Here is a 25,231-nt window from a genome sequence, read left to right as displayed (position 1 = left end):
GGTGCCGGGTACGGCAACCTGCTGTTGGAAGCGTTTGGCCCCGCCAAGGACCTGACGCCTGAAACTCAAAGCCCCAGCAAGAGGCTGGGGCGACGAGTTAGCCGACAAAGTTTAGTACGACTCCAAATCCCCAACCTGACGCGCCGCAGCAAAGCGCCGCCGCCGCGCCTAAAAAAACGCCCCGCCGAAGCGGGGCGTTTTAAGCCTCTTTACGGTGCCGCAGCTCAGCCGGTCACCCATACGCCGGCGCTGAAGTGCCAGCCGCCCGGACCCTGCACCCAGTGCGGATGCACGTAGTGGTAACCCGGTCGCACCGGCTCCCAATGGCCGCGCATGGCCACATAGCGGTAACCGTCCCAGCGCCAGTAGCCGCGGGCCCAGACATAGCCCATGCGCGGCGGCGGAACCTCTTCCACCACGGTCACCGGCGGCGGCTGCGGTGCCACTACTTCCACCACCGGCGGCGGTGCGGGCTGCGCCACATAGACCACGCGGCGCGGATGCGGTGCCGGCTGCTCGACCACACAGCCGGCGGTGATAGCGGTAACGCCGGCCACGGCCAGCAGCGCTGCAATACGTAATGACATGGATGATTTCCCCACCAGTTTGGGATCGAGGCCTCTGCCGATCCGAACAGAACGACGCGCAAGCTTCTGCGTGCTCACGGCGCCAAAACCTGCGCCCCATCGGTGGATGGGGCGCAATTTATTGCGCTATCAGCGACCCCAGTAGCCGTCGTGCCAGCGCCAGCCGCCGCGGCCCTGCACCCAGCCACCCGGATACCAATGACGGCCCGGACGTGCGACCACCCACGCGCCCGGCACCCACACATGGCGGTGCCAGCCCGGATTCCAGCGCCAGTAGCCAGCCGTCCACACATAGCCCGGACGCGGCGCCGGCACCACTTCATAGCGCGGCGCGGGCGGCGCAACGGTGACATACACCTGCGCGGAGGCGGGCTGGGTATAGCTCACACTGGCCAGCGCAAGGCCGATGCCTGCAACAAAGGCCAACTTGCGGGTCATATTGATCATGGTGTCCTCTCCATATTTATAGGCAGCCGCGACCGGGCGGCTGGCAGTAGCGGGAACGCAGTCGTATTCAGCGGTGTTGACGTTATTGCTTTCGCTTGTTCAGGAATCAGCCAAATTACTTGCGATCCCGAGCGGCCCCTCGCGCCCTCTACTTCCCGTGACGAGGCGCAGTTGATAGCCGGTTTCGCTGACCTTTGGCTTACCTGGGCGGATCATCTTCGAGGTGCGTGACAGCCGCTGGCGCGGCGCGCGACCGGGCGCACGTTTGGCGGGCCGTCGCGGCGGGTGAGGGGCTTGGAATAAAACGAACGGTCGTGCTATTTTCCGCGCATGATCGCACCCACCACCCCCAGCAAAGGCGCCGCCACCCGCGAGCTGATCCTCGACCACGCCTACGAGCTGGCCCGCCAGGACGGCCTCGAAGGCCTTTCCATCGGCGCCCTGGCGCTCGGCGTAGGCATGTCCAAGAGCGGCGTCTTCGCGCACTTCGGTTCGCGCGAAGAACTGCAGATCGCACTGCTCGACGCCACCAGCCGGCGCTTCGTCGAATTCGTGATCCGCGCGGCCGTGCTTCAGCCGCGCGGGGTCAGGCGCCTGCGCGCGATCCTGGAGCGCTGGACCGAATGGACCCGCATTCACCAGAGCGGCTGCGTGCTGATCAGCGCCGTAGTGGAGTACGACGGCCGCGAAGACAGCCCCATGCGCCAGCGCGTAAAAGCGCAGCAATCCGGCTGGCGCGCCGAGCTCACGCGCGCCGTCGCACTCAGCGTCGAAACCGGCGAACTGCGCGTCGACACCGATGCCGACCAACTCGCCTTCGAGTTGTATTCGATGATGCTTGGCCTGCATCACGACGCCAGCCTGTTCGACTTCGACCAGGCGCGCCAGCGCACCTGGGCAGCCATCGACCGCCTGCTAACCAGCTACCAGTCCTGAACCCCCAGGAGCGTGCTATGAAGCAACCCCGTGCCCACTCGCGTCATCACCCCGCCAATGCCGTGCTGAAGCTCAACGCGGTGCGCATCGGTTTTGCCATCGGCGGGCGCATCGCGCCGCAGCGCACGGTGGAGCGTGCCGCGCGTCTGTTCGCCACCCCGTTCGCCAGCAGCCGCAAGCGTGCAAGCGCCGCCACGCCCGATGCGCAGATGCAGCGCGGCGAACTGCACGTCAACGGCGAAACCATCGCCACCTATGTATGGGGCAACCCCGCCACCCGGCCGTATGTGTTGATGGTGCATGGCTGGTCCAGCTTCGGCCTGCGCTTTCTCGCATGGGTAGAACAACTGCGCGCGCTGGGTTACGCCGTGGTGAGCTTCGATCAACCCGGCCACGGCGCCAGCAGCGGCGCGCTGTGCACCTTGCCCGACTTCATCGACACCGTGCGCGCCGTTGGCCAGCACTTCGGCAATGCCGCATTGGCCATTGGCCATTCCATGGGCGGCGCCGCACTCACCCTGGCGCAGGGCGAAGCGTGGCATGCGCAGCGCCTGGTGCTGATTGCGCCCGCCGCCGACATGGAAGCCGCCGCCAATCGCTTTATCCGCTTTGTGCGCCTGGGCGAGCATCTGCGCGACCCCTTCTTCAGCTGGTTCGAACGCCGCACCGGTTTCGCCCCGCGCGATCTGGCTGCGCATCACCATGTGCCGATGCTGGGGCAGCCGGGCTTGATCGTGCACGACCTGAGCGATCGCGAGGTGCCGTGGGACGAAGGCGAACGCTATGCGCGCTATTGGCCCGGTGCGCGTTTGCTTACCACGCAAGGGTTGGGGCATCACAAGGTGGTGGATGCGCCGGAAGTGATCAGCGCCACGCTGGCCTTTGTGCGTGGGGAGTGTGTGGGGGAGCGTATTGTGGCGTCGCCGAATTTGCCGTTTGGGTTGGCGTAAAAGCCTCCGCTGCAGCGCTGAAAACCTGCACTAGCAGTCCGCGTCAACCTTCACTGCCGTCATTCCTCTCAGCCGTCATTCCCGCGAAAGCGGGAATCCATCTGGCTCTGATGCGTAAAGTCAAAATGGATTCCCGCTTTCGCGGGAATGACGGCAGTGGGGTCGATCGGTAAGTAAGTGGCATCGCTACTCGTTGTTCTGGCATCGCCCCCAAAGCACTGTCGCAAGCCGAAACCAGCCCCTCCGCGTCATCCCCCTAAGCCGTCATTCCCGCGAAAGCGGGAATCCACCTTGCCCTGATGCGCAAAGCCCAAATGGACCCCCGCTTTCGCGGGAATGACGGCAGTGGGGCCGATCGGTAAGTAAGTGGCATCGCTACTCGTTGTTCTGGCATCACCGCCAAAGCACTGTCGCAAGCCGACACCCGCGCCTCCGCGTCATCCCCCTAAGCCGTCATTCCCGCGAAAGCGGGAATCCATCTGGCCCTGGTGCGTAAAGTCAAAATGGATTCCCGCTTTCGCGGGAATGACGGCAGTGGGGCCGATCGGTAAGTAAGTGGCATCGCTACTCGTTGTTCTGGCATCACCGCCAAAGCACTGTCGCAAGCCGACACCCGCGCGTTCGCGTTATCCCCCTAAGCCGTCATTCCCGCGAAAGCGGGAATCCACCTTGCCCTGATGCGCAAAGCCCAAATGGACCACCGCTTCCACAGGAATGACGGCAATGGGGCAGCTCAGCAAGTAAGCGACATGGCGGCAATGGAAAAGTGCACGGTTACTCTTTGCTGCAGCTCAACCCATCGCCGCCCAAAAAAAACCACCTACACCCGGTTGTAACACTCCTCATCCAACACCCCTTCAGACTTCGCCACCAGCACCGCCGCCGCCGCATTGCCGGTGACATTGGCCGAGGTCGAGCACATATCCAGCAAGCGATCCACCGCCGCAATCAGCGCAATCACCTTCAGCGGCAAGCCCACCGACGACAGCACCAGGCTCATCAACACCAGCGCCGTACCGGGCACGCCGCCGGTCGCCATCGAGGCCAGCGTGGACGTGAGCACCAGCGTCACCATCTGCATCAGCGACAACCCAATGCCATACGCGTTGCTGGCGAAAACCGCCGCCGTGCCCAGGTAAACCGGCATGCCGGCCATATTGATGGTGGAACCCAGCGGCAACACAAACCGCGCCACCTGCGGATCAACCCCAAGCCGCTCCTGCGTATTCTCCAGATTCATCGGCAACGTAGCCGCCGTGCTGGACGACGAATACGCAAACAGCTGCACCGGAATCGCCTTGCGCAAAAAGGGCAGGGGATTGAGGCGAAACAACAGCAAACTCACCGTACACAGCCCCAGCATGAAAAAGATCATCACCGCGTAATTCACCGCCGCCAGCGCACTCAGGCGACCGATCACCGCAAAACCGCGATCCGCCGTCACATAAGCCATCAAGCCAAACACCCCGGCCGGCGCAAACTTCAGCGCCATATTCACCAGCTGAAACACCACCGCCGACATGCTGTCGAAAAAGCCGCGCACCGCCGCACCCCGTTCGCCGGTGAGGTTGATGGCCACGCCGAACAACGCCGCAAACACAATCGTCGGCAGCAACGCGCCCTCCGCAAAAGATTTAAACGGATTCGACGGCACCGCACTCAGCAATTGGTCCTTAAGGCTCACCGGTGCGCCGATATCAGCCTTGGCCGCTGTCAGCCCGAAACCATCGCCCACCTGAAAATAACTGGCCGTGGCGATGGCCAGCGCCGCCATCACCATCATCGACAGCATGTAGATCGCCATCGACTTCCACGCAATACGCCGCATCGCCGCCAGATCCGTAAGCGAAGTCAGCCCGCATACCAGCGATACGAACACCACCGGCACCACGCACATGCGGATCAGCGACATAAACACGTCGCCCAGCGGCTGCAGCAGTTTCGCCGTCGCGCCGAAAAAGTGGCCCACGGCAATGCCAAGCAGCATCGCCAGCAGAATCTTCTGCCACATCTGCAGGTGCGGCAGACGGAGTCGTTTGCTTGGGGTCATACATATTGTCCTGTAGGGGAAAAGTGCGCGGAGCATGCGCGCATCCCTTACAGGGCGCCGGAGAATCTCAACGAGCGTTGCATCTCTGTTGAAAACTTTGTGACGACGCCATCGCCGTACGCCGCAGTGTGGAAAAGTCGTTCAGCAGCTATCGCACGAAGCTGCCCCTGCCGCCCGCCACAAGCGTTCCCACCGCAACCCCACTAGAATGGGCGGATTCCACACCGCAGTTGTCGGAGTCCCCATGAGTTCCCCCGCCAAGCACGTGCCCGCCAGCGCCGTGCAGACCGAAACCACCCCGTTGCGCTTCGTTACCGCCGCCAGCCTGTTCGACGGCCACGATGCCGCCATCAATATCATGCGCCGCATCATTCAATCGCAGGGCGCGGAAGTGATTCACCTGGGCCACAACCGCTCGGTGGAAGACGTGGTTCGTGCTGCACTGCAAGAAGATGCCGACGCGATCGCGCTGTCCTCCTACCAGGGCGGCCACGTGGAGTACTTCAAGTACATGGTGGACATGCTCAAGGAGAAGGGCGCCCCCCATATCCGCGTGTTCGGCGGCGGCGGTGGCACCATCACGCCGGAGGAAATCCGCGAGCTGCAGGCCTACGGCGTGGAGCGCATCTACCACCCCAACGACGGCATGAAGCTCGGCCTCACCGAGATGATCGAAGACGTGATGCTGCGCGCCGGCAACGCCGCCACCAAGCGCGAGCAGAGCGACGCCGTGCCGGCCACCGTCGATATCAACGACGAAATCAGCATCGGCCACATGCTGTCCGCCATCGAGGAAGGCAAGCTCGGCGACGTGGAAATCGCCCGCCTGCGCAAGGAATGGGCGCTGGCCGGCAAGCAGACCCCCGTGCTCGGCATGACCGGCACCGGCGGCGCCGGTAAATCCTCCGTGGTGGACGAACTGCTGCTGCGCTTCCTGCATGCCTTCCCGCATATGCGCGTCGCCGTGCTGGCGGTGGATCCCACCCGTCGCCGCAGCGGCGGCGCCTTGCTGGGCGACCGCATCCGCATGAATGCGCTGCGCAGCCATCGCGTCTACATGCGCTCCATGGCTACCCGCCGCCAGCATGCCGCCACCAACGAAGTGCTGCACGACTGCATCAACTTCCTCAAGGCGCAGCCCTACGACCTGGTGATCGTGGAAACCGCCGGTATCGGCCAGAGCGATTCGGAGATCGTCGACCTGGTCGACTTCCCCGTGTACGTGATGACCAGCGACTACGGCGCCGCCAGCCAGCTCGAAAAAATCGACATGCTCGATTTCGCCGAACTCGTGGTGCTCAACAAATTCGACAAGCGCGGCGCCGAAGACGCCCTGCGCGACGTACGCAAACAGTGGAAGCGCAACCGCACCGCCTTCACCCTGAAAGACGAAGACGTGCCGGTGTATCCCACCATCGCCAGCCAGTTCAACGATCCGGGCGTCACCTGGATGTTCACCAACCTGTGCCGCCTGCTGCTCAGCAAGCTCGGCATCAAGAGCGAACACTGCGACTGGCAGCCCAAGCTCGACACCACCCTGAAAGAACCGCGCGCCACCGTGCTGATTCCCGGTGCACGCGTACGCTACCTGGCCGAAATCGCCGAACAAGGCCGCGGCATTAACAGCGGCATCGAGAGCGAAGCCGAATTCGCCAGCAAGGCCCAGCATTACTACGAATCCTTGAAAGAGCTGGGCGACCCCAAGCTCCCGCGCCCGCTTGAACGCTATGACCACGGCGATCTTCATGCCGTCACCCCGGCGCAGGCCGGGACCCAGTCAAGCACGCTGCGCGACGCGCACAACCCAACGACAACGTCGCTGGATCCCGGCCTGCGCCGGGACGACGAAGTGGTGGATCGCTCGCTATTGCTGCTGCGCCAGCGCTACAACGCCGCCCTGCGCGAACTCAGCCACGAAGCCGTGCACCTGCTGCGCGACTGGCCCGCACGCTACAAATCCGTCACCGACGAGGTGAACGAATACAAGGTGCGCGACAAAGTGATCCGTGTGGAGAACTACCGCGAATCGCTTAGCCACCAGAAGATTCCCAAGGTGGCCCCGCCCAAGACCAAGAACTGGGGCGACCTGCTGCGCTTCCTGATGCGCGAAAACCTACCCGGCTACTACCCGTACACCGGTGGCGTGTATCCCTATCGCCGCAGCGGCGAAGATCCCACCCGCATGTTCGCCGGCGAAGGCACGCCCGAGCGCACCAACCGCCGCTTCCATTACCTGAGCCAAGGCGGCGCCGCCACGCGTCTTTCCACCGCCTTCGATTCGGTCACCCTGTACGGCGAAGATCCCGCGCCGCGTCCGGACATCTACGGCAAGATCGGCAACTCCGGCGTCAACGTCGCCACCCTCGACGACATGAAGAAGCTGTACTCCGGCTTCGACCTCAGCGCGCCGAGCAGCTCCGTTTCCATGACCATCAACGGCCCCGCGCCGATCATCCTGGCGATGTTCATGAACACCGCCATCGACCAGAACGTAGAGAAACACCTCAAGGCCGATCCCGCCCGCTGGGCCGCCGCACAAAAGCGCATCGGCGAACTCTTCGCCGACAAGCCGCGCCCGCACTACTCCGGCGAGCTACCCAAGGGCAACGAAGGTTTGGGCCTGAGCCTGCTCGGCGTTACCGGTGATCAGCTGGTCGACGCCGAAACCTATCTGGCCATCAAAGAGGAAACCCTGCAGACCGTGCGCGGCACCGTGCAGGCCGACATCCTCAAGGAAGACCAGGCGCAGAACACCTGCATCTTCAGTACCGAATTCGCGCTGCGCATGATGGGCGACATCCAGCAGTACTTCGTCGACCACAAGGTGCGCAACTTCTATTCGGTGTCCATCTCCGGCTATCACATCGCCGAAGCCGGCGCCAACCCGATCAGCCAGCTCGCCTTTACGCTGTCCAACGGTTTTACCATCGTCGAGTACTACCTCGCGCGCGGGATGAACATTGACGATTTCGCGCCCAACCTCAGCTTCTTCTTCTCCAACGGCATGGATCCGGAATACACCGTGATCGGCCGCGTGGCCCGCCGCATCTGGGCCCGCGCCATGCGCGAACGCTACGGCGCCAGCGCCCGCAGCCAGATGATGAAGTACCACATCCAAACCTCCGGCCGCTCCCTGCACGCGCAGGAAATCCAGTTCAACGACATCCGCACCACCTTGCAGGCCCTGTACGCCCTGTTCGACAACTGCAACAGCCTGCACACCAACGCCTACGACGAAGCCATCACCACGCCCACCGAAGAAAGCGTGCGCCGCGCCGTAGCCATTCAGATGATCATCAACAAAGAACTGGGCCTCAACTTCAACGAAAACCCCTGGCAGGGCAGTCACATCGTCGATGCCCTTACCGACATCGTCGAAGAAGCGGTTTACAAAGAATTCGAAGCCATCAGCGAACGCGGCGGCGTACTCGGCGCCATGGACACCATGTACCAGCGCGGCAAGATTCAGGAGGAATCGATGTACTACGAGCAAAAGAAACACGACGGCAGCCTGCCGCTGATCGGCGTCAACACCTTCCTGCCTAAAGACCACGGCGGTGAAATCGCCACCGAGATCGAACTGATTCGCTCCACCGAAGAAGAGAAGGGTCAGCAGATCGACAACGTGCAGGCGTTTGGCAAAGCCCGTAACGGATTGGCGCCGGCAAGCCTCAAGACGCTACAGAACACTGCGCGCGAGCGGAAGAATGTGTTCGAGCAGTTGATGGAGGCGGTGAAGTACAACTCGTTGGGGCAGATTAGTCATGCCCTTTATGACGTGGGTGGGGAATACCGCCGCAATATGTAATAGCGAAAAGGCCCACTTCGGTGGGCCTTTTTACAGGGGGAGGGGATGGTGCAGGGCGATGGAAGCAAGCTCATCTTTCAGTACAGGCGTGATCAGCTCACGCCATTTTTCTATATGCCGTTTATAGGTGTGCTTTCGATAGCGCTGCTGCATCTGACTGCGCCCGATCGCTACAACTTCGCCAAGCATCCCTATTTCTACGGCTTCTGGCTGGTGGCGGTGACGCTCTTTGCCTTGGTCAACTATCTCTATATGCGGTCATACAGGATCGCGATGGGGGAGCAGGGCTTGGTAGTGAGTAGTCTTTGGGGATCGAAGACGATGTTTTACATGCGATTGAGGCATGTGGAGCTAGAGCCAAGAAATCGAGGCGGTAAAAATTACCGGCTGGCAATCCTTGGTGCAGATGGCTCGCCAGTGGTCAAGATATTTGGCGATAAAATTGATATGGAGCGAATCACAGAAGTGTTGAAGACGCGGATCAAGCCATTTGGTCTTTGATTGCTGGGTTGGCGAATTTCTTTATTTAGTGAAAACTGCTGGCCTGAAGCGGTGATGTGGTTGGGATAAAAAGTCAGGCAGCTTTTTTAAAAGGCTGAAAACCCCATTTAAAAGTCTTTCTCAAGGATGGAATTGTGATCAGTCTTCTCGCACTAGCTGGGCTAATCGTCTTCACGGCGATGCACTACGACAAATTGGGTTGGATGTTGGTTGCCAAGTATTGGCTCGGGTGCATAGTCGGCACAGCCATAATCTTTTACATATTTCACGCACCGATGGTGGCAGGAATCTATTGTTGGTTGTTTGTGCTCTATGCGTTCAAGACAGTTTGATGAGAGTAGAGATGTTAGTCAGATCGCCGCGAAACATGGCGCAAGAATGCACGATCGTACTCGTGCAGTTGCTGAAAGAGACGGGACGCAGATTGTGATAGTGGATTAGCCATGCTTGGTGTGGTGTACATGCCAAACGTCGCAGCAATGAAACTCTAATCAAACGGCTCACCCCTTTTCAGGCTGAGGATAGCCCCGTAACACACTTCAATGTCAGTCGAATAAGCCGAGCCGGGAGAGGTGGACGATATGTCATTCGTATGGACCCTTATAGGCACAATCACCCAGCTAATGCTGGCCCTATTCCTCTTCATGCTAGTCGTCTTCTCAGCCAGCGGCATCGCCAACGGCCCACAGCTCAGCAAGATCCAACTAGCCATCCTGACCGCATCCATGTACGTGCTCCCCGCACTCTGCGTACTGAGCGCCATCATCGTGGTGTACCTGCACCGCCATGGCGGCAGCGCGATGTCGTACTGGTGGTACGCCATGCCCCCGGCAGCCACGGTGTTGTACCTGGCCTACGCCCTCACACTTAACCGCGCCGCGTAAAACAGATCGCCGCACAACCTAAGGCGGGCCATTGGCTACGCCGACGCAATAAATTGCGCGCCCATCCGGCCACGTCATCTCCCCCAAGCCACCCCGTACACTGAAACACCCCCACCCGCGTTGATACCCCAACAACCCAGTTTGGTATCCTCAGCCGCCATCTAACGATGGCGATCCAAGGTCCGGAGAGAGTCGGTGATGACCCTGCGTAAACACGCACTGTTGGCCACGTTAATACTGTTGGCCGGATGTTCCACTGACCCAACCATCTCGGTGATCCACCGCATCCCGCATGGCGGCACCCTCGCGGTGGTGGCCTTCGCCGATTGCCAGATCGCCAATCAGCCCGATTGCACCGGCTCGGGCGCCAAGGCCACCACTATCTTCGCGCACGTGCTGGCGCAACGGCCGGGTCTGAAAACGGAGCCGCTGCCGCGCCCGGTTGGCGCCACCGCGCCGCTGTCTGACGATGCGGCGGTGGCGTATGCCAAGGCGAAGGGTTATCGCTATGTAGTGAATGGCGAGGTGCAGGATTACCGGCACGCCGGGCATCTGGCGTTGCATTCGGATCGTGCGGCGGTTTCGGTGCGTGTGATCAATACGTCGAACGGACAAGCGCTGGTGACGTATAGCTATCAGGAAGATTCGAAAACGCATTTGGCGTCGCCCGATGACATGCTGGCAGACATGGCCAAGCAGTTTGCCAGGGCCATCATCGCCGAGCCGAAGAGCCGGCACGAGGGCGATTTCCTGATCTACAAGGGAAATAACTGAGGCTGAGTCAGCCTCCCTCACACCATGTGCAGCCATAGTCCTACATACACGCGTGGCTGCGCTGGTTAATGTGGTGGTGTCATCGGCGCGTTCACCCGGCGAGGTATCGCCGATGACTCTTGCAGCAATGTAAGGAAGCGCGGACCGTGAGAGTTACAGCTCCCACGACCCGCTAAACCACAACCAATAGATAGGTTATTGATCATGGCCTCCCCAGATCATACGGCACTCGCGTGCCCCCTCGATCCCAGCGATCGAATTTTCGACGTCACTCCACCGCCTGCCGAGGCGCTTCCGTGGCAACAGCCACGCCGCGGTGTGCGGCGCGATGAGCCGCCGCAGGAGGATCCTTACGCGCTGGCCGTACAGGCCATTCAAAGCGTATTGATCGCCAACCGCGACTACCGCGTGCCTCCAAGTTCGAGCGACCAGCCCCTTACAGGTCCGCTACCGCTCGACGCAGCGCAGTGCTACGGCCTATACACCGCTATGCACCTGCTGAGTTCGTACGTAGGCAAGCCCCAAGTGTTGAGTGACTAGGCCGCGCATGCGCGTATGACCAAGGCCATGGATGCGCCGGTTGCACACGGCGCGTCTTTTTGCGGCACGTTGGGGTGCCCACAACGTGCCGCCTTTTGGGGCCTTGGCGATGGCGATTGAGCACCCTCGATTGGGGCGGTGCCTCGCCCATCATCGTTTCTAAGCTAGGCTAGCTCAGCTACGTAGCAGCTCGTTTAGAAGCTGTGGGACAGGGGGAGGGGAGATGGCGCTGCAATATGCAGGTCACGAGATGGTCGCCGCGGGGTTTTGGCGCCGTAGCTTGGCGTTTGTGGTGGATACGCTGGTGCTTGGGGCTGTCGGCGCCTTTATAGGCTGGGTGCTTTATAACTGGCTGATCAGCGTGGGGCCATCGGCGTTGCTGATCGGGTTTGCGGTATCCCTGGTCTACTTTGGCGTGATGGATAGCCACCTTGGGCAGGGGCGCACCCTTGGCAAGCGGCTGCTGCGCGTGTGCGTGGTAGATGGCGGTGGCCATTTTCTGTCGGTGTCGCGCGCCATGCTGCGTTTCACCGTGCTTGGCGTGCCGTATTTTCTGGCCCGCTGGGTAATGCCGCCGCACACTCCCGGTTGGGTGCTCGCTTTGCATTCCCTTGGCACCGTGGGCATTGGTCTATCCCTGGCCTATTTGTATATTTTCAACTACCGCACGCGGCAGTCGCTGCATGATGTGATCACGCGTGCCTATGTCATAAGCACGGATCCCGACGAAGACGCCGTACCTGCCGTGCCGCTGTGGCGCGGACACCTCGTAATAATCGCCCTGATTTGCATGTATACGTTCGGCGCCCCGTATCTCGTGCAAGGGAATATTCGGCCGCTCGTATCCGCCATGAGGCCGTTCTTTCAGCAAGTCCAGGCCGCTCCGCATGTGATGTCGGCGTCGATCAACGTGAACAAGGTATCCAACAGCGATCAATCCACCGTGCGCTACGTTACCGCGCAGGTGCGGTTGGATAATTCGTCCATTGAAGATCCGGAGCTGGCTTACCGCGTAGCTCAGCTTCTGACCTATCGCAATACCTATATCGTTGAGGGAGACCGCGTGGCGGTGAAGCTCACCTGCGGTTTCGATATCGGCATTGCTTCTTGGTGGGTTAGTGATACGTACCGTTATACGGCTGACGAAGGGCCGAAGTCTTAGCCGTTGTGGTCGACGGTTGGGTAGATAGCGGACGTTTCTGAAAGCGCGCTACGTTGCTTCTTATGACTATAAATGTGGCTTCTAAAAGTTTTGCTGGTAAGGGCATTGACCTTCCATGGCAGGCCAGTCAGCTCTAATAATTGTGTGAAAAATTTGTGTATGTGATGGCAGGGGTTTGGTCGCCTTTCTTAACACCTGTTCTTCAGGACAAGCGCGCCTTAAGAGGACAGGTGCGCAACAGGCCTTTTACAAATGTCGAGCTATAGGCTTGATAGCATTCGGCGCGGGGCGCCGGGCTTATCTTTGCAGCCAGGAATTCAACGTAGCTATCTGTGTCATGGGGGGAAACATGGCGCTTTATCCTTGGCGAAATTCGTGGTTTGTGCGATCCATGTTTCTTATGTGCGTGATGCTTGCTATAGCAGGTTGCCCCACCTCCACGCCCGGGCAGCAACATGGTTCGGCCGCTCAGAGCGGCGAGCCTGATCCGCATTGGGTCTATCAGGGCGCACAGCATGCACCCGTTGCAGTGGTCTTTATCCACGGGATTTTTGGCGATACGGATGGCACGTGGACCAACGCGGAAGGCAAGACGCTCTTTCAGTTTCTGAAGGAAACGCCGAATGTGGGCGATAAGGTCGACATTTATGCGTTCGGCTATGCCTCGCATATGTTCAAGGATGGATCTTTAAACATTGATAGTGCTGCTAACGTGCTAGACAAAACGCTGGAGTATGACGGCGTCTGGAAATACAAAAGCGTGGTTTTTGTCGTGCACAGTATGGGTGGGCTGGTCGCCTTGCGAGAAATTATCGGTAACCAAAATCGCATGGCTCAAGTTCCGTTGATGTTTTTCTACGCCGTGCCGCAAGAAGGGGCGCAGATAGCCAATATTGCCCATCTGGTTATGAATAATCCGGCGTTGCGCCAAATGCTTCCGGCGGACGGCAATGCTTTCCTTCAGCAGCTGAGCGGTGACTGGAACAGTATTCCTTTTGATAAAAGGCCGACGATCATTTGCGCATTCGAGGATGTGCCTGTCGCGAAGATCCTGATCGTTCCTTGGTCGTCCGCTACACGTTTCTGCAGTGAGAGGCCCGCGGAAATTGCAGGCGCCAACCACATTACTATTACCAAGCCAGATTCAGCCAGGAGCTTTGCCGTGATGGCCCTGGTGGATGCGCTGAATAAATACGTTCTAACGCCTGACGACAACTTGGCGATGCCGGATTTCACGCGTGAAGGCGACCACTGGGTTTACGTGCTATCGGATCCTAACGGAAAGAAAGCAGCCAGGCTCACCAATAATGGCTACCGAGGCTTGCCGTATAGCGTGAATGTGTCCAGTGATTCTGATTTGATCGTGTGGCCGGGAGAAGGGGATATACCCGCGCAGCACACCGACCAGTTAGGACTGGCTATTACTCAAGGTAACCTTCAAAAAGAATATTCCTTTGTCTTGAGCGTGCCGGCCATGGGAGACCAGAAGGTCGTGGTTCGTTTGAGCAGCATCGAGGCTGTCAAAGCGCAACAAGATGCTTTGGCCAAGACAGTCGCTTCCAGCCTTTCCACCTATTTGTCATCCAGCGCAAATGTCGACGCTCTGAGTCAAAATGACAAGGCTCAAGCACTGGCCTCCATTGCAGCGGTGGCGGAGAAGGCCGTCTCTGAGCAATCCCCTGATCTCCCCGAAGGGGTGAAATGGGTGCTCGCCGCAGACACATTGGCTTCTATGGGGATATCCGGTTCCGCAGCGCAGGCTCTTAGTCAAGCCGCACTTGTGTCTCCCAGTCTAAACAAGACGCCAGTAGTGCTACGACTTGCTGGCCAGATTAGTGCGCAGGCCGGCAAGCAATATGTTCTTTCCAATGGTGAGCCGATAAATACGGGTCTAGATGTGCAGCACTTGGACGTAAACCATCCCAGCCCGGTTGCCGGCAGCAATTTGGCTGCTTGGTCCAGCCTTTCAAAAAATATGCAGAACGTGCCTGTCCTGAAAGCTTATGGCTTGAGTATGCAGGGCGATGTGCTGCAAGCGAAAGGCCATAATGGAGCTGCGATCGAGGCTTACAAAGCCTCCGTCAAGCTTGAATATTCTCCCTTGACCACAAAGAAGCTGGACGCGTTGCAAATCCATGGTGCTACAGGTGGTCTCTAGAGCAGGCGTTGCAATGATGCAAAGGGAGGCCTTACGGCCAGCGCCATATCCAATGGATCACGCCGGTGGCGAGCAGTAACCAATAGATCACGCCTGTCACGATGAGCAGGCTGCCCATCACGCGGTTGCCATTCACTTCAAACCAGAATCCCTCGGGCGCATTGCGCGCAGTGACCTTTTGGCCGCCGCGGTTCCGAAAGAGCCCGTCTCTGCGCATGCGTGCGCTATCCCACATGAAGAAGATCCCAAGCGGGATGCCCAGCGGGCCAATGAGGAGTTCGAGGAAGGCCAGCTTGTGGCGATCAGTCTCGGTCAACGTGCAGCCTGTGAGCAGGCTCGTTGCGAGGAGGATGAGGAAAGGCATGGTGCGCCGCATATCAATTCCCTGGATGGCAGCTGCGTGGCAGCCCCGTGGTCCGCACGGTTGGTGCGCAGGATAGCTGGTGTGGTGTTGCGGATGAACTGGGTGTTTGGGGTGTGGTGGGTGCGGAGTGAATCGAACCTCGCGGTACGGTAGCAGCGCTTCAATACTTGGTTCCCGCGGAATTTCCACGCTCTTCTGCTCGTCATCCCAGCGAAAGCCGGGATCCAGTGCCTGTGGTGCCGCAAGACGCTGGATCCCAGCTTTCGCTGGGATGACGGTGAGGTGCTTTTGAAGTTTTTGGTAGGTCGGTGGTGCCGCGCTGACTTGGCGGGGTTTCCACGCTCTTCTGCTCGTCATCCCAGCGAAAGCTGGGATCCAGTGCCTGTGGTGCCGCAAGACGCTGGATCTCAGCTTCCGCTGGGATGACGGTGAGGTGCTTTTAAAGTTCTTGGTGGGTCGGTGGCGTCGCGCTGACTTGGCGGGATTTCCACGCTCTTTTGCCCGTCATCCCAGCGAAAGCTGGGATCCAGTGCCTGTGGTGCCGAAAGACGCTGGATCCCAGCTTCCGCTGGGATGACGGTGAGGTGCTTTTAAAGTTCTTGGTAGGCCGGTGGCGCCGCGCTGACTTAGCGGGATTTCCACGCTCTTCTGCCCGTCATCCCAGCGAAAGCTGGGATCCAGTGCCTGTGGTGCCGAAAGACGCTGGATCCCAGCTTTCGCTGGGACAACGGTGAGGTGCTTTTGAAGTTCTTGATGGGGCGGTGGCGCCGCGCTGACTTGGCGGGATTTCCGTGCTCTTCTGCCCGTCATCCCAGCGAAAGCTGGGATCCAGTGCCTGTGGTGTCGGAAGTCGCTGGATCCCAGCTTCCGCTGGGATGACGGTGAGGCGCTTTTAAAGTTCTTGGTGGGTCGGTAGTGCCGCGCTGATTTGGTGGAGGTGCCTAGGAAAAACTTTGGAAGCTAAATCGCAGGGATAACCGCCTCACGTGCACCTACTCCCCGCGCAACGCCCGCATCGGCGCCGTGCGCCCGGCACGCACCGCCGGCACCAGGCAGGCCAACATGCCCGCACTGGCAAGCACCGCGCAGGCGGCGAGAATGGCCCAGGGATCGAACACGTTGCGCCCAAGCTGCACCACCACGGCACGCAGCACGCCAGCTCCCGCCGCACCCAGCACCACACCGGCCGACAGCCCCAGCACAATCTGCAACAGGCCCGCACACAACACCTGCAGCAACAAGCGGCGCGGCGAAGCACCCAGCGCCGCACGTACGCCAAACTCGCGTTCGCGCGCAGCCACCGCCACGGCCATCACCGCATACATGCCCACGCCCGCAAGCAGCAGCGCCAGGCCGCCGAGCAGGCCGATCAGCATCAGGTTGAATTCGGTGTCGGTGGTGGTGTCGTGCACGATGTAGGCCATGCTGTACACATGGTTGATCGGCTGGTCGGGCGCCACTTCGCGCACGGCTTGCTTGACGGCATCGCGATAACTATCCGGTTGCCCTTGCACCTTCAGCGCAAAGCGCATCGGCTCGTACACGCGGAACATGCTCAGATCGTCCTCGTGCATCTGCGTCAGCGGCAGGTACAGAATGGGCTGGACGGAGTCGGGATCTTCGGGCCCGAATTGATAGGTATCGGCCACCACGCCCACGATATGCGCCGAGAGCATGTCTGCGCCCGAACCGCGCTGAATGGTCTGGCCCAGCGCGTGGCCCGCATAATATTTATCGGCAAACCGCTGATTGACGATCGCCACCACTTCGCCACCGCGCACATCGGTCGTTGCGAACGGGCGCCCCTGGCGAAGCTTGATGCCGAAGACCTGGAAGTAGCCGGGCACCACGGTATGAACCTGCGCGCTGAAATCCTCCCCGCCAAGCACATGCAGGCCGCCCAGGTTCCACTGTCCGCTGTTGTCGCCGGCGGGCAGATTGGTGCCGGCGGTGGCTTGGCGTACACCGGGAATGTGTTCTAGCCGATCAACCAGGCGTTGCGACAACAGCTGCACCGCAGGTACATCCGGATAGGTGGCTTTCACCGGCGCCAGTTCAAAGGTGAGTACGCCACGCGCGTCGAAACCCAGGTCGACTTTGGCCGCCATCAACAAGCTGTGCAGGAACACCCCCGCCGTGCATAGCAGTAGCGAAGCCAGCGCTACCTGCGCGATCACCAGCAACCTGCCCAAAAAACCGCTGCGGCGACTGAGACCGCTACGACCGCCCTCGCGCAAACTATCCATCGACAAGGCCGCATGGCCGCGCCACAGGCCCAGCGCAGTCGCCACCAGCGCACCGAACAGGCCCACCGCCGCTGCCAGGCTCCACGCGGGCCAGCCAAGGCTGAGGCCGCCGGGGCGCGTCCATTCCACCGCCATCCAGTCGGCCGGCATCCAGGTGCGCAGCGCCCATAAACCCAGCGCCGCCAGCGCCTGCCCGAACAACACGCCAAGCACACCGATCAGCACACCCTCCGCCATGGAGGGCAGCGCCACGCGCCAGACCGACGCGCCGAGTGCGCCGCGCACGGCAGCATCGTGATTTCGCCCCATCGCGCGCAGCATCATCAGGTTGGTGAGGTTGACTACCGCAATCAGCAACAGCAGCGAGGCGCATGCCAGCCACATCAGCGACGTGGCGTGCTGGTTTGTGTGTTCTTCCGCGCTGAAATCCTGCGTGCCGAAATGCATGCGCTGCCAGAACGCGGGGCTGTAGGCGCGGTCGCCGCGTGCAACGTAGAAGGCACGCAGGCGCGTGTCCACCTGCGCACCCAGCATCTGCGGCGTGAAGCCGGACGCAAGCCTGGCGACCGCTGTGTAATTGGTGCCATCGTCGTCGGAATGCGCGACAAAGGCGGTAGGCAGTGCAATGTCGGCCTGGTCCAGATCGAACCCCGCCGGCAACACGCCCACGATGGTGTGCGCCACCCCTTCCACTTGCAGGGTCTGGCCGATCACTGCCGGGTTGCCGCCGAAGCGGCGCAGCCAGAAGCCGTGGTACAGCATCACCGCCGGTGGTCCGTGCGGCTGATCTTCCTGCGCCGTAAAGTTGCGCCCCAGCGCAGGCTGTATGCGCAAGGTGGCAAGCAGGCCACGATCCATTTCCAGCGCCGGCACCTGCACCGGTTCGCCATAGCCGGCGATGTTGGTGGCGCTCGGATCGCCCTTGAACACGCCGAGCGAGCCCACGCCGGGCAGGTCAGCCAATTGCTGGTACTGCTGCGGTGAGATACCGCCAACATTGCGCTGATACAGCTGCCCCATCGCCACCAGCTGATGCGGCTCGGCATAGGGCAGGGGACGCAGCAGCAGGCCATCGATCATGGTGAACACCGCGCTGGCCGAACCCACCCCCAGCGCCAGCACGCCGGCAGCCAGCAGCAGAAAACCGGGCCGGCGCAGGAAGGCGCGCCAGGCGTGCCAGATATCCCTAAGCCAGATCGTCATGCGCTACCCCGTCCGTGCATCGATTTATTCCCCATGCAACGCGCGCATCGGCGTAATGCAGCTGGCGCGTTGCGGTCGATCATAAACGGCGAGGGGCGTTGTCGCCCGGTGCGGTATAGCGGATTTGCCATAGTCATGTAGCGGGTATGGCAAGCGGCATGCCAGGTGGCAGCCAAAAGAAAAAGCCTTGTGGATCAAGGCTTGATGGCGGTGATGGGGCATCGCCATTGCGCTGCATTGTCCGGATCCGGATCGGGGTGTCCGCAAATGGACAGCAGAGTTCGTCGCCGGACGCTCGCAGCGAATGCACGCAATCAGCGGTGCTTACGCCTGTCGCGCTGCCAGTTCTTTTTGATACGGAATGGCAGCACGATAAATGCAGCCCCGATAAAAGCGGTAAAAACCGGGATCCCAAACAAAGGTACGAACGAATCTATCTGCGCGCTTGCGGGCTCATCCGGCAAGTACAGCACGTCTACTTTTTGCCCGATTGCATAGTGAAGAAAATCCCATGTTTCTTTGGGCTTGAAGGTCACGGTGTTACCGGCCGCATTGGGAAACGAAATAATCGGCCAATCCGTAATTCTGACCCCACCTTTGTGCATGGACTGGGTCTGCTCGACCTTCGTCACGGTTCCATGCGCGGTGCGTGACTCCACCGCAAACGCCAATTGGCGATAGCCGAGGCTTGCCGCCAAGAAAAGAATCAGAGCGCCCAAGCCGACAGATAGTGCTATCGCCAGTGTCCCCGACGCTGACTCCAGCTGATTCGGCGGCTTGTGGGCGTGCTCGCTCATGGCCGGCTTCTTGGAAATGGCCGGTGATCCAGCAAGATTGGCGCTAAACGATGGCGCGTCTTCCTCATCAGGAGGCGCGTCGATCCAGCTTCCAGAAAAACACGACAAAGAACAGCACCGTCAAAACGATCCATACCGTCCGGACCCCGTTCTGACCCAGTTGCGGCCCCAAAAACGTCGGCAAGGTCATCATCAGCAGCGCGTAGATGGCCACGGTAAGCCAGCCTTGCCAGCTACGTGGGCCATAACCCCAGCCGATCCGCTTGGGGCCAAACCATGCGCGATTGTCGCTATTCATGTGCTACCTCCGGTGTAGCCTGCATTTTACGCGTAAAGCAATTAATACCAGCAACGGTGTCCGGTGTGTCGATGACGGCGCTCATACACAGATCGCACCCTGACTCACTCGTTCGAAACCGGAAAGAGAAGCTCGTTGTCATCGGGATCCAGAATGCGTATGACGTCATTGCCCCACCATGATTTCTGGGTGGGAATGGACCGCTCTGCGGCCTCCCTGAGCAACCCTTCGAATCCCTCGCGCGTCAACTCGATAAAGAGTCGGCCACGGTCACGGCGGCCGGCATCTTCGCAAAGGATGATTTCGCATCCCGACCGGTGCACCTGGCATACGCCGCCCTTGCCATCCGCCTCGTGCCATTGCTTCTCAAACCCGAGCTTGCCGACATAGAAATCGAGAGAATGCTGGATGTTGGATACAAACCATACCGGCCGTGCGTACCACCGATGAGAGGCGTATTCCCGTACCGTTTGCTCTGCCATGGTGGCCTCCCCAGGCTCCGTCCGGCTGAATATGGCTATGTTTGCTTTGAGTCGCTAACGGACGCGTGGTCCTGGGTTCCGCGAAACCAGCAGGTGTCCACTATGAATTTACGCGCATCCTCTGGCGAGGCGAAAGGGCCGACCAAGCTACCGGAATGCCTATTCTTGAAGGTGGTGCCATCGAGCCATTCCCGCTCGTCGAGATATGTTTCACCATGGCGAAACTCCAGCACCTCCGCAGCGCGCTTTCCATCCGAGCTGTAGAGCGTGAATGCGCTGCGGTATTCTTTTCCTTCTAATGAAGGCTTATTCATTCGCTTGCTCGCATTCATCATCAGTAGCTGACTAGATACACAGGTTGACCATTTCTATAAAGCCTGCCTCGGGTGCAGAACGAACTCTGCGGGAATATTCCCTTCTATTCGAAGCGTGCATCGGCATCCTCCGGTAAGGGCGGGAGCCCAAGCAAGCTTCTTGTGCGTTTAACGGTGCCCATGACCTCTGCCTCAAATCCATTTCCAAGCTCCAGGCAGCGCATGAACTCAGCGGCTCGCCGCCTGATTTCAGTGGCCCAAGGTCTCTCATCTGGATCAGATATCACGTCAGCGAAGGACTGCTTGCTCTGTGCTGTTTCCCCGGACAGTCCGGTCGACACGGCTAAATGGTAGTGATCCCATATCGAGGTGCATGGCTTTGCAGCGAGCCACGTCTGCACATGCGAAGGCGATGGGAAGCGACCACGCAGGGCGATTACTTCTTGGCTCGCCCGTTCCGCCAGTTTTTTGGCCACTGGCGCAAACTGCTCATCAACCATGAACGGCTGGAAGCTCCCAACTCTATTTCCAGCATCAAATGATAAGTGATCCTTCTCATACCAAAGCCAGCACGCGCCAACGTTCAGATAGCTTCCTTTAGCCCAGGAAGAAGGCTGGAACTCGATAACTCCGATCCACCAGGAACGGTCATCAAGCCAGGTTCTAGAACGACCCTTCTGTACACAACCAAGAGGGCGAAGTGCTGCTTTGGCAGCCGCGTTGATCAAGCGTGAATGCTGAGGTGTCGACATTTAAGGCTTCCTTGCTCTTGTAGTGCTTATCGCCGATCGTCCGCTTCGGATCGAAGAGAGACCCTAGAGGCAGGAACTGTTCGTCTTGCGGTATCTCGCTGGCGTCCGCGTATGACCTGGTGAAACGCTGAACGAAAAACGGGCTGGAGTTAGTTAGTCCACTTTGACTACCTCCGGCCCATTACCGCATTACCGCCAATTGGGTCGAAAGCGGACCTCTTGAGCAAGGGCAAAGGTCACCTAACCCCAAATTCTCGGCCGCATCCGAATAGCGCCCACAAATCCGGAAATCACGCCAAACAAGAGAAACGGATAGAAAATGAGCAAGCTTTCGCCGGGAAACTCTTTATGCCCAGTGAAGACATTAATCAGATGATTTAGCGGAATCAACAGTAGGCCTATCACTGCCCCGATAGAGGTGCATGTTAGCCAAGCCAACAGCTTCCACTTGAGCGCATTACGGTTCATAGCCACTGGAAATTTGACCTTATATTGTCTAAAAACGGGCCTGTCTCTAAAAACGGGCCGGAGGTAGTTAAGCCACTTTAACCACCTCTGGCCTCATTGCCGGGCCCCATTACCTGCGCATGTTCGTGTTCACACTATTGGCATCGCCGAAGAAACGCGCTGTTTCAGAATTTCTCGCCCACCGGCAGATAGCGCCACATTCCCGCTGGCATGGCGCCGTTCGGGCCCTTGCCCAGCGCGACCTTGCCGATGCGCAGTCGACGGATCGACACTAAAGTCAGCCCGACCTGTGTGCACATGTCGCGCAGCTGTCCGTCTTGCACCCCTTTGATGGCGAAGCGCAGCCGGGTTTCGTTCTGCCAACTGACCTTGCACGGTGGCAGTGTACGACCGTTAAAACTCAGGCCATGGTTGAGCCGGTCCAGACCGTCGGGCGCGATCTCACCACTGATTTCCACGACGTACTCGTGCTCGATAAGGCCGGCATCTTCGGTCAGGCGGCGCCATACCCGGCCATCCTGGGTAAGCACCAACAAGCCACTGGCTTCGACGTCCATCGGCACGGGCGACGTCAAACGATGGAAATGGCGGCGCAGCAGACGTTCGCCACTAGGGTCATCGGCCCAGCGTGTTGCTGGAGTTACCAGCGTGATGGCTGACTTGTCACCGTAGATGGCGTTGATGCCTGCTGGCTTGTGCAGCAAGATCGTCGCCGGCTCCACCGCTTCCCGACGAGCGTTGGGATCGAGTTCGACACGCTCGACGGTCACCTTATGGTGCGGCATCTCGATCACCTGGCCATCGACCGACACCCAGCCGTTCTCGATGAATTGCTCCGCTTCGGCACGTGACAGGCCGAACAGCTCGGAGACGCGATGGGAAAGTCGAACCGGATCGGGCATGGGAATGGCCAGGGAAACGAGATGGGCAGTGTAACGACTGCGAAAAACGGGCCGGAGGTAGTTAGTCCACTTTAACCATTCCGGCCCCATTACCGGAAGTAGAAAGACAGCTGCTATCCCCAAAAATCTAGGCTGGAAATTTGATCCAAGAAACCGGAACGTGGTCGGTAAGCCAGACCCCATTATCGGACTGATAGAACATCTGCCCGCTGCGCCACATATCCTCAGCCAAAATGGTGAGGATCACAGGCTGCCCATGGCGGCGTCCGACCGCATTTGCCGTGTCCGCATCTCGCGAAAGATGGACATGATGCCTTGCACCCTTTAGCAAGCCCGATTGATGGATGGAAGGCAGGAAGCGCGTGGCGGTTCCGTGATAGAGGATTTCCGGAGGTTGGAGAGGCGAAAGCTCAAGATCCACCTTGACGGAGTGCCCCTGATTTGCCCGGATTCTTAGGCCGGAAGGATCGAGCGCGAAACGCTGCTTCTCGCTGAGGCTGACGATAATCCGAATATCGTCGAACGTTATGCGATTGCCATGTGCATTGGCGAGACGAACAAGCTCTTGCACGTCTGCCCATCCGTTGGGGTCGAGCATGAGTCCAATCGATTCCGGCTGGTGCCTGAGCACCAGGCTAAGAAATTTGCTTTTGGAGACGAGAGTCTTGTCCACGACGCTTCTGATCCTTTGGGGTCACGTCCGGTATTTTGAATTGAGTTAATGGGGTTTGCCACCCGCATACCTCAAGCCGGAACGCAGCACCCTCCAGAAAGCAAGACGGAGGTAGTGAATGCTTTCAACTACCTCCGGCCTGCTTTTTGCGAGCGTTATATCACTCTGCGACTATCTGTTGTGCTTGGACTTTTCAAGCCGACGGGCGAGCAGGGGACGTCGGATTGAGGGTGACACGTAGGGTCAAGGGAGAGCCAAAAGGAACATTAACGGTTGGCGAGCACAAATAAACCGCGTCAATCGGAGTGAGCAACACCGTCTCCAGGTCCTAGCTATACGCTGACCTGAGTCTGCCGGGAAAATAACTGGCAGTGTTTGCGTCCGATCGGCACCGCCCGCTTGCAATACACATCGACGATGGCAACCGTACTTTGGGCGGAGTCGCTCAGAAGGATCCGCTTCGCTACGCCCGGTCCGCTTGAATTGTCGATGGCCATGGCGACGAGTGGCTGCGGGGACATGCCCAGTTTCCGCAGCGCTTCGGATCTTTCGGCTGCCCGCGCTGCTTGCATGTACTGGCTGTGCGTGTTGCCGACAAAAGCTTCCAGGCCGTAGCCAGTGTGCAAGTCGACGACGTAGGTTTCGTATTGGTCTGCGGGTGCGGTAACCGTGAAGTTTGGCAAGTTGGTGGTGTGAATCTGGTCCTGGGCAGCACTGATACTGCCGATGCATGCAAAACCCAGGGCGATGGTCGGGGCTATGATCAGGCGTTTCATAGTTGCCTCCAAACGGACGCCTATGTCCGTTGCATCATTTTCGGCTTGCAAAAGGAAATAAAACGAACAGAGTTCATTAAAAAAAATGACACTTGGTATCGTTTTTTTTGAGGCAATTGGCGTCGTGACTAAAGTAACGCGCGATGTCATGACCAAAGTCACGCGCGATGTCGTGACCAAAGTCACGGGGCGATTGAAAAGCACGAACACCTGTCATGGAACAGGCTTTTTCGGCTCTGAAATCACACCAGGTACCGCCGTCTTCTGAATCGACATGCGCCTGTTGTGCATAGGCAGAATGGGGTGATGGCCCTGCGCCGGATTGTTCCTTATCGCCGGCGATCCTGCGGCTCCTTGATGCCACGAAGAAGCAGCCACAAGCCGGCAGTGATTTCGTAAAGTCCGGCTGGCGTATCGAAATTCACGCCCACGCGATTATCAGGCCATACGATGTTGGCAACCGTTCCAATCAACATCAGCGTATAGGCCAGCAAGCCGAATCCCGCGAGTAGGCGGGGTATATAGCGGGATTTGAGCAGCAGCCAGCTAAAAACCATAGAGCCAAGCGATAGAAAGACCACGCCGATGTTGTAGCCGGCATCATGCGTGTCATTGAATAGCCAAACGAGGTTTTGTATCTGCTGGCTTGAAAACACCGAGGCATAGCGCGCATCGGTAAGCAGTAGCAACATGGTCACGCTATTGAGCGTAATCACCCCGAGTACCGCAGCTTCCGCCACCCGCCAAAACGCGCCAAGCAGGGCCAGATACCTCCCGACCGGACGAAGCAGCACATATAGCGCCACTGCCATGGCGATGTCACCGGAAAAAGCCGCCAGGTCACTGACGATGCCGATGCGGAATAATTGCAAATGCCCGGTGATAAGGGCTGCCGTCTTGGCAGGATCGTTGTCCGCAATAAGACGGCCTCGCGCATTGAATTCGCCAAATACGCCGCAAGCCATCAGTAGCAGATATAGAGCGCCCGCCGTCCTCGCGGCGATACGCTGTGAGCGATCGATCACGGTACTTGCCATGGCACTCCCCGTAGCGCCGGCGGTCGGCGCCATATCAATGGGTAAAGCGTTCCATACAGGACTTTCGTCCACCTGACGCTATACAGAGGCCAATTCAACGACGAGTGCCAGACGTCACCGTG

At 59.4% G+C, this 25,231-nt stretch carries 22 protein-coding genes; 8 read left to right on the top strand and 14 right to left on the bottom strand.

Annotation, left to right across the window (positions count from 1 at the left end):
* Positions 1–224: 224 nt before the first annotated feature.
* Together IGX34_RS05980 and IGX34_RS05975 are read right to left on the bottom strand one after the other, a co-directional pair.
* Positions 225–587 carry a YXWGXW repeat-containing protein gene (locus tag IGX34_RS05980; RefSeq protein ID WP_192554776.1) on the bottom strand — a complete coding sequence of 121 codons (363 nt, stop codon included), beginning with the start codon at positions 585–587 and terminating at the stop codon, positions 225–227.
* 129 nt (positions 588–716) lie between these two features.
* Positions 717–1,034, bottom strand: a complete 318-nt coding sequence (locus IGX34_RS05975) for a YXWGXW repeat-containing protein (protein WP_192554775.1) — start codon at positions 1,032–1,034, stop codon at positions 717–719.
* A 330-nt stretch (positions 1,035–1,364) separates the two neighbouring features.
* On the opposite strand from IGX34_RS05975, the gene IGX34_RS05970 reads away from it, so the two are divergent.
* Together IGX34_RS05970 and IGX34_RS05965 are read left to right on the top strand one after the other, a co-directional pair.
* Positions 1,365–1,970, top strand: a complete 606-nt coding sequence (locus tag IGX34_RS05970) for a TetR/AcrR family transcriptional regulator (protein WP_192554774.1) — start codon at positions 1,365–1,367, stop codon at positions 1,968–1,970.
* Between the two features lie 17 nt (positions 1,971–1,987).
* A complete protein-coding gene (locus tag IGX34_RS05965) occupies positions 1,988–2,920 on the top strand; it encodes an alpha/beta fold hydrolase (RefSeq protein ID WP_192554773.1) in 933 nt (310 codons plus the stop codon).
* 820 nt (positions 2,921–3,740) lie between these two features.
* On the opposite strand, the gene IGX34_RS05960 is transcribed toward IGX34_RS05965, so the two are convergent.
* Positions 3,741–4,970: a dicarboxylate/amino acid:cation symporter gene (locus IGX34_RS05960; RefSeq protein ID WP_192554772.1), complete on the bottom strand. Its 1,230-nt coding sequence runs from the start codon at positions 4,968–4,970 to the stop codon at positions 3,741–3,743.
* A 244-nt stretch (positions 4,971–5,214) separates the two neighbouring features.
* Between IGX34_RS05960 and IGX34_RS05955 the strand changes: the two genes are divergently transcribed.
* From IGX34_RS05955 to IGX34_RS05930, 6 genes are all read left to right on the top strand, one after another.
* The gene (locus IGX34_RS05955) at positions 5,215–8,778 is read left to right on the top strand and encodes a methylmalonyl-CoA mutase family protein (RefSeq protein WP_192554771.1); all 3,564 of its coding nucleotides are present in this window, start codon (positions 5,215–5,217) and stop codon (positions 8,776–8,778) included.
* Positions 8,779–8,823: 45 nt separating this feature from the next.
* Positions 8,824–9,279, top strand: coding sequence for a hypothetical protein (locus IGX34_RS05950; protein ID WP_192554770.1), 456 nt, complete (start codon positions 8,824–8,826; stop codon positions 9,277–9,279).
* A 644-nt stretch (positions 9,280–9,923) separates the two neighbouring features.
* On the top strand, positions 9,924–10,163 hold the full coding sequence (locus IGX34_RS05945) for a hypothetical protein (protein ID WP_192554769.1): 240 nt from the start codon (positions 9,924–9,926) through the stop codon (positions 10,161–10,163).
* Between the two features lie 198 nt (positions 10,164–10,361).
* Positions 10,362–10,937, top strand: coding sequence for a hypothetical protein (locus IGX34_RS05940; RefSeq protein ID WP_192554768.1), 576 nt, complete (start codon positions 10,362–10,364; stop codon positions 10,935–10,937).
* A 763-nt stretch (positions 10,938–11,700) separates the two neighbouring features.
* Positions 11,701–12,639, top strand: a complete 939-nt coding sequence (locus IGX34_RS05935; RefSeq protein ID WP_192554767.1) for an RDD family protein — start codon at positions 11,701–11,703, stop codon at positions 12,637–12,639.
* 349 nt (positions 12,640–12,988) lie between these two features.
* Positions 12,989–14,797: an esterase/lipase family protein gene (locus tag IGX34_RS05930; protein ID WP_192554766.1), complete on the top strand. Its 1,809-nt coding sequence runs from the start codon at positions 12,989–12,991 to the stop codon at positions 14,795–14,797.
* 31 nt (positions 14,798–14,828) lie between these two features.
* On the opposite strand, the gene IGX34_RS05925 is transcribed toward IGX34_RS05930, so the two are convergent.
* The 11 genes from IGX34_RS05925 to IGX34_RS05875 all read right to left on the bottom strand — a co-directional run bounded on the left by IGX34_RS05925 (position 14,829) and on the right by IGX34_RS05875 (position 25,109).
* Complete coding sequence (locus IGX34_RS05925) at positions 14,829–15,173, bottom strand: hypothetical protein (protein WP_192554765.1); 345 nt, start codon at positions 15,171–15,173, stop codon at positions 14,829–14,831.
* A gap of 980 nt (positions 15,174–16,153) precedes the next feature.
* Positions 16,154–18,610 carry an ABC transporter permease gene (locus tag IGX34_RS05920; RefSeq protein WP_192554764.1) on the bottom strand — a complete coding sequence of 819 codons (2,457 nt, stop codon included), beginning with the start codon at positions 18,608–18,610 and terminating at the stop codon, positions 16,154–16,156.
* A 314-nt stretch (positions 18,611–18,924) separates the two neighbouring features.
* A complete protein-coding gene (locus tag IGX34_RS05915; protein ID WP_192554763.1) occupies positions 18,925–19,407 on the bottom strand; it encodes a DUF3592 domain-containing protein in 483 nt (160 codons plus the stop codon).
* Between the two features lie 67 nt (positions 19,408–19,474).
* Complete coding sequence (locus tag IGX34_RS05910; RefSeq protein WP_192554762.1) at positions 19,475–19,705, bottom strand: hypothetical protein; 231 nt, start codon at positions 19,703–19,705, stop codon at positions 19,475–19,477.
* A 104-nt stretch (positions 19,706–19,809) separates the two neighbouring features.
* Positions 19,810–20,187 carry a VOC family protein gene (locus IGX34_RS05905; protein WP_192554761.1) on the bottom strand — a complete coding sequence of 126 codons (378 nt, stop codon included), beginning with the start codon at positions 20,185–20,187 and terminating at the stop codon, positions 19,810–19,812.
* A 35-nt stretch (positions 20,188–20,222) separates the two neighbouring features.
* Complete coding sequence (locus IGX34_RS05900; protein ID WP_192554760.1) at positions 20,223–20,501, bottom strand: hypothetical protein; 279 nt, start codon at positions 20,499–20,501, stop codon at positions 20,223–20,225.
* 104 nt (positions 20,502–20,605) lie between these two features.
* Complete coding sequence (locus tag IGX34_RS05895; protein ID WP_192554759.1) at positions 20,606–21,253, bottom strand: hypothetical protein; 648 nt, start codon at positions 21,251–21,253, stop codon at positions 20,606–20,608.
* A 632-nt stretch (positions 21,254–21,885) separates the two neighbouring features.
* The gene (locus tag IGX34_RS05890) at positions 21,886–22,623 is read right to left on the bottom strand and encodes an rRNA pseudouridine synthase (protein ID WP_192554758.1); all 738 of its coding nucleotides are present in this window, start codon (positions 22,621–22,623) and stop codon (positions 21,886–21,888) included.
* A 127-nt stretch (positions 22,624–22,750) separates the two neighbouring features.
* Positions 22,751–23,296: an RNA 2'-phosphotransferase gene (locus IGX34_RS05885; protein ID WP_192554757.1), complete on the bottom strand. Its 546-nt coding sequence runs from the start codon at positions 23,294–23,296 to the stop codon at positions 22,751–22,753.
* A 332-nt stretch (positions 23,297–23,628) separates the two neighbouring features.
* Entirely contained in the window at positions 23,629–24,072 is a 444-nt protein-coding gene (locus tag IGX34_RS05880; RefSeq protein WP_192554756.1) for a hypothetical protein, read from the bottom strand.
* Positions 24,073–24,401: 329 nt separating this feature from the next.
* The gene (locus tag IGX34_RS05875; RefSeq protein ID WP_192554755.1) at positions 24,402–25,109 is read right to left on the bottom strand and encodes a DUF4386 domain-containing protein; all 708 of its coding nucleotides are present in this window, start codon (positions 25,107–25,109) and stop codon (positions 24,402–24,404) included.
* Between the last annotated feature and the right edge of the window lie 122 nt (positions 25,110–25,231).

The sequence above is a fragment of the Dyella acidiphila genome, assembly GCF_014863405.1.
In the GTDB taxonomy this organism is placed as follows: domain Bacteria; phylum Pseudomonadota; class Gammaproteobacteria; order Xanthomonadales; family Rhodanobacteraceae; genus Dyella_B; species Dyella_B acidiphila.
This window is presented reverse-complemented; position numbering and strand designations above follow the sequence as displayed.